The sequence below is a fragment of the Intrasporangium chromatireducens Q5-1 genome (assembly GCF_000576575.1).
GTDB lineage: Bacteria > Actinomycetota > Actinomycetes > Actinomycetales > Dermatophilaceae > Intrasporangium_A > Intrasporangium_A chromatireducens.
Genome location: NZ_AWQS01000289.1, coordinates 1 through 4,245, shown reverse-complemented (window position 1 = coordinate 4,245; position 4,245 = coordinate 1). Strand labels below are relative to the sequence as shown.

Here is a 4,245-nt window from a genome sequence, read left to right as displayed (position 1 = left end):
GACGCTACACCACTTCCGGTTCTAAATTCGACTATATCGTCCGTTAGAAGGAGCGGTCATGGCAACAACCCACACCCACACCGTCATCGACACCGTCCGGCAGGCCGACCCGCAGCGCCTGGCCTACACCCTGCTGCACACCATCTTCACCGTCGCGCCGATCATCTTCGGGCTCGACAAGTTCTTCAACGTCCTCACCTTCTGGCCGAACTACCTCGCGGGGTGGATCGACCGCATCGTCCCCGGCAGCGCGCAGACCGACATGTACATCGTCGGCGTCATCGAGATCGTCGCCGGGCTCCTCGTCTGGTTCCGGCCGCGCATCGGCGCCTGGATCGTCTGCCTCTGGCTGCTCGGCATCATCGTCAACCTGGTCACCCTGTCCGGGTTCTACGACGTCGCGCTCCGTGACTTCGGCCTCCTCGTGAGCGCCCTGGCCCTCGCAAGCCTGGCCCGCACCTACGACCGCCCGGCAGCCACCCGGACCGCACCGCCGAGCCATGAGTGAGCAGACCGTGCCGGAGGCCGCTCGGGAGCGACCGCTGCACAGCATCCGGACCGCCCAGCCCGAGCCGCAGCTCGAGGTGGCGGCCCGGGCGGCCAGGCAGTTCCTCGAGGCCCTCGGCGTCGACTGCGACACCCCCAGCACCGAGCGCAGCCCGATGCGGATGGCCCGTGCCTATGCCGAGATGTTGTCGGCCCGCCCGTTCGAGCTGACCACCTTCCCGAACGACGAGGGCTACGACGAGATGGTCGTCGTCCGCGGGATCCCGGTCGCCTCGCTCTGCGAGCACCACCTGCTGCCGTTCACCGGGGTGGCGCACATCGCCTACCTGCCGGGCGACCGCATCCTCGGGCTGTCGAAGTTCGCCCGCGTCGTCGAGATGTTCGCACGGCGCCCGCAGGTCCAGGAGCGGCTCACCAAGCAGGTGGCGGACTGGCTCGACGAGCACCTCGCGCCACGCGGCGTCGGGGTCGTCGTCGAGGCGGAGCACTCGTGCCTGAGCCTGCGCGGGGCGCGGGTCGGCGGTGCGGTGACCCGCACCTCTGCGCTCGCCGGGCTGTTCCGCGAGAACGACGCGACCCGAGCCGAGTTCCTCGACGCCCTCCGTGCCTGAGCACTCCTCGTCCATGGCCCGGTCGATGTGATGGCGGGGCCTCCGCGCCGCGGTGATACATCGAATCGCAGCCAGGACGTGGCGCGTCAGCTGAGGATGTCGCTGCGCCGGAACCGCCGGTAGCCGAGCTGGACGAAGAGGATCGTCCAGACGAGGGCCCACAGCACCCCGTGCACGACGTCGTCCCAGACCGGGCTGGCGGTGATGAGGTCCTGCCAGGCGTTGGCGTAGTGCCCGGGGAACGCGTTGCGCCACGGGTCGAGCGCGTCGATCTGGTCGAGGATCGACAGGATGATCGAGACGAGAACGGCCCCACCGACGGACGCGAGCGGCGCGTCCGAGCGCACCCCGATCCAGAAGGCGATCGCCGCGATGGGCAGCATCGTGACGAAGATGTACGCGACGGCGACGGCGAGCCGGGCCAGGTAGGTGCCCCACCCGAGGTCCTCACCGAGCGGGTTCGTCAGCGGCGCCCACCCGTAGGCGAGTCCGCCGACGAGCAGCGCCCACCCGATGAGCAGCACGGAGGCGAGCGCGGTGAGGGTCAGCCCGACGGTGAGCTTGCTCGTCAGCAGCCGCCCCCGCCGCACCGGTGCGATGAGCAGGTAGCGCAGCGACGACCACGACGCCTCCGCCGGCACCGAGTCGCCGCAGAACAGTGCCGCGAGCAGGATCAGGAGCAGCTGCGAGCTGACGAAGAGCGTGAAGAGGGTGAAGTTCGCCGACCCGGTCTGGGCGAGGTCGATGAAGCGCGACGCCGTGCTCGTGCGCCGGCCGCTCGACCGGTCGCCGAAGGCGAACGCGATGACGAGGATGAGCGGCAGCGCACCGACGAGCGAGAACGCGACCTTCGTGCGCCGGCGCCCCCACTGACGGCGCCACTCGGCGCGGAAGGAGAGTGGGCGGCATACCTGCTCGATGTCGTATGACGCCGTGCTTGCTTCCACGCTCATCGTGACCTCACCTGCCGGAGCCGTTCGATGACGGAGCCGCCTGAGTCTCCTTGTGCCGTCTGGCCGTTGGAGGTGGCCGCGCTGTTGATGACGCCGAGGAAGACCTCCTCGAGGTGTCGGCGGCTGCTCACCCCGACGATCGGCAGGCCGACGTCGACGGCCGTGCGGACGACCGCGTCGCGGGCGAGGTCGGAGACGACGACGAGGCGGGTGTCGGTGTCGGCGCGGACCTCGGTGATGCCGGTGCGCTCGGCCAGCTCGGCGGCGCGGCGTCTCGTGGTGTCGCGGTCGACGTCCTCGGCGAGGTCGAGCACGGTCGTGTCGGAGCTGTCGACGAGGTCGGCGACCCGGCCGGCGGTCACGACCCGGCCGGCGTGCATGACGACGACGTCGGTGCACGTCATCTCGACCTCGGCGAGCAGGTGGCTCGAGACGACGACGGTGCGGCCGGTCTCCGCGTAGCGACGCAGGATCGGGCGCATCGCCGCGATCTGGGGCGGGTCCAGGCCGTTCGTCGGCTCGTCGAGGATGAGCAGCTCCGGCAGCCCGAGCATCGCCTGCGCGATGCCGAGCCGCTGCTTCATCCCGTGGCTGTAGGACTTGACCGGCCGGTCGAGCGCGCCGCCGAGGGCCGCGACGTCGAGGGCCTCCTCGAGGTGTGCCTCGGCCGGGTCGCGACCGGTGGCGGCCCAGTACGCCTCGAGGTTCTGGCGGCCGGTCAGGTGCGGCAGGAAGCCGGGGCCCTCGATGAGCGCACCGACCCGGCGCAGCACGGGCGAGCCGGCGGAGACGGGCTGCCCGAGGACGTGGACGGAGCCGGAGTCCGGGCGGATCAGGCCCATGACCATCCGCATCGTCGTCGTCTTGCCGGCGCCGTTGGGGCCGAGCAGGCCGACGACCTGGCCCTTCTCGGCGCGCCACGAGACGTCGTCGACGGCGCGGTGGCCGTCCGAGTAGGTCTTGACGAGGTGCTCGACGACGAGGGGTGCGTCGGCGAGGTCGGGGCGGATCGGCTGGTGCGTGCGGCGGCGCCGGCGGACCAGCGCGGCGCCGATCCCGAGGAGGAGCAGGGCGACGATGGCGGCGAGGGCGATGCCGTCCTCGGTGTCGAGGCCGCGACTCGCGCCGGCGACCGGCTCGCCGTCCGCGACCGGGACCTCGAGCCCACCGGTCGCCTCGACGGAGACCGTGGCCGGGCTGCGGTCGTTGGTGAAGCTCGCCTCGGTCGTCGACAGGAGCACCCGCCACGTGCTGCCGGCCGGCATCGGGTAGGTCCCGGCCGGGAGCGAGACGGTGACCGGCGTCGCCTGGCCCGGGGTGACCGGCACACGGATCGGCGCGACGAGGGCGTGCGGCAGGGTGGCCTGGCCGCCCGCCACCCGCCACAGCGAGGCGAAGAGCGTCACGACCGGCTGGTCGGAGGTGACCGAGAGCCGGATCGTCGGCGAGCCGACGACCGTCATGGCCTGCTTGACCGGCTCGGTGTCGAGGGCGACGGCCTGCCCGGGCAGGGCGGCGAGCTGGTACGTCGACAGGTTCGTCCCGAGCGCGGAGAGGCCCGGGACGGCGACCATCCCCGCCGGCTGGCCGCCGGGTGGTCGCAGCGCCTCGCCGCCGTGCGTCGTCAGGGCCAGGGTGCGGGTGGGGTCCGGGGTCTGGCCGCTCGCGGCGGGCAGTCCGGGGTGGGCCGGCAGGCCGGGGTAGGCCGGCAGGGACCACAGGTCGGCGGGCTGGTTTCGCTTCGTCGAGGCGGTGGCATAGACGAAACCCGGTGTCGGCAGAGGCGATCCGGGCTTGGCGGCCGCCTTGACCCAGTGGTCCAGCCAGGCGTAGGAGGCGTCCTGCTCCTCCTGCTCGCGCGAGCTCGGCCCGTCGTGGCCGCCGTCGCTCCACCGGACGGCGAGCGGGGTGCCGTTCGCGGCGAGGGCCCGCGCGGTCGCGTCGCTCTGGTCGAGCCCGAAGAGGGAGTCGGACATGCCCTGGACGAGCAGGGTCGGCGCCGTGATCCGGTTCGCGACGGCCTTCGGGCTGTGTGCGCGCAGCAGGGTGAGCAGCCCCTCGCTCGGGGTGCCCGTCTGCGCGGTGTCGATGAAGAGCCGGCAGATCGTCGGGTCGAACCGGCCGCACGCCGCCGCCGAGGGCGCCGTGGCCGCGGCCTGGGCTCGGCCCGGCGC

At 72.4% G+C, this 4,245-nt stretch carries 4 protein-coding genes; 2 read left to right on the top strand and 2 right to left on the bottom strand.

Annotated elements, in window-relative coordinates:
- Positions 1-58: 58 nt before the first annotated feature.
- Positions 59-508 (top strand): hypothetical protein, encoded by a 450-nt coding sequence (locus N864_RS19740; RefSeq protein WP_034721351.1) that lies wholly within the window; start codon positions 59-61, stop codon positions 506-508.
- Entirely contained in the window at positions 501-1,118 is a 618-nt protein-coding gene (gene folE / locus N864_RS19735; RefSeq protein WP_081794056.1) for a GTP cyclohydrolase I FolE, read from the top strand. Before N864_RS19740 ends, folE begins: the two co-directional genes overlap by 8 nt.
- 86 nt (positions 1,119-1,204) lie before the next feature.
- On the opposite strand, the gene N864_RS19730 is transcribed toward folE, so the two are convergent.
- A complete protein-coding gene (locus tag N864_RS19730; protein WP_051518835.1) occupies positions 1,205-2,071 on the bottom strand; it encodes an ABC transporter permease in 867 nt (288 codons plus the stop codon).
- The coding region (locus N864_RS19725; protein WP_034721349.1) for an ATP-binding cassette domain-containing protein at positions 2,068-4,245 on the bottom strand (2,178 nt) is incomplete at its 5' end. The genes N864_RS19725 and N864_RS19730, both read right to left, overlap by 4 nt.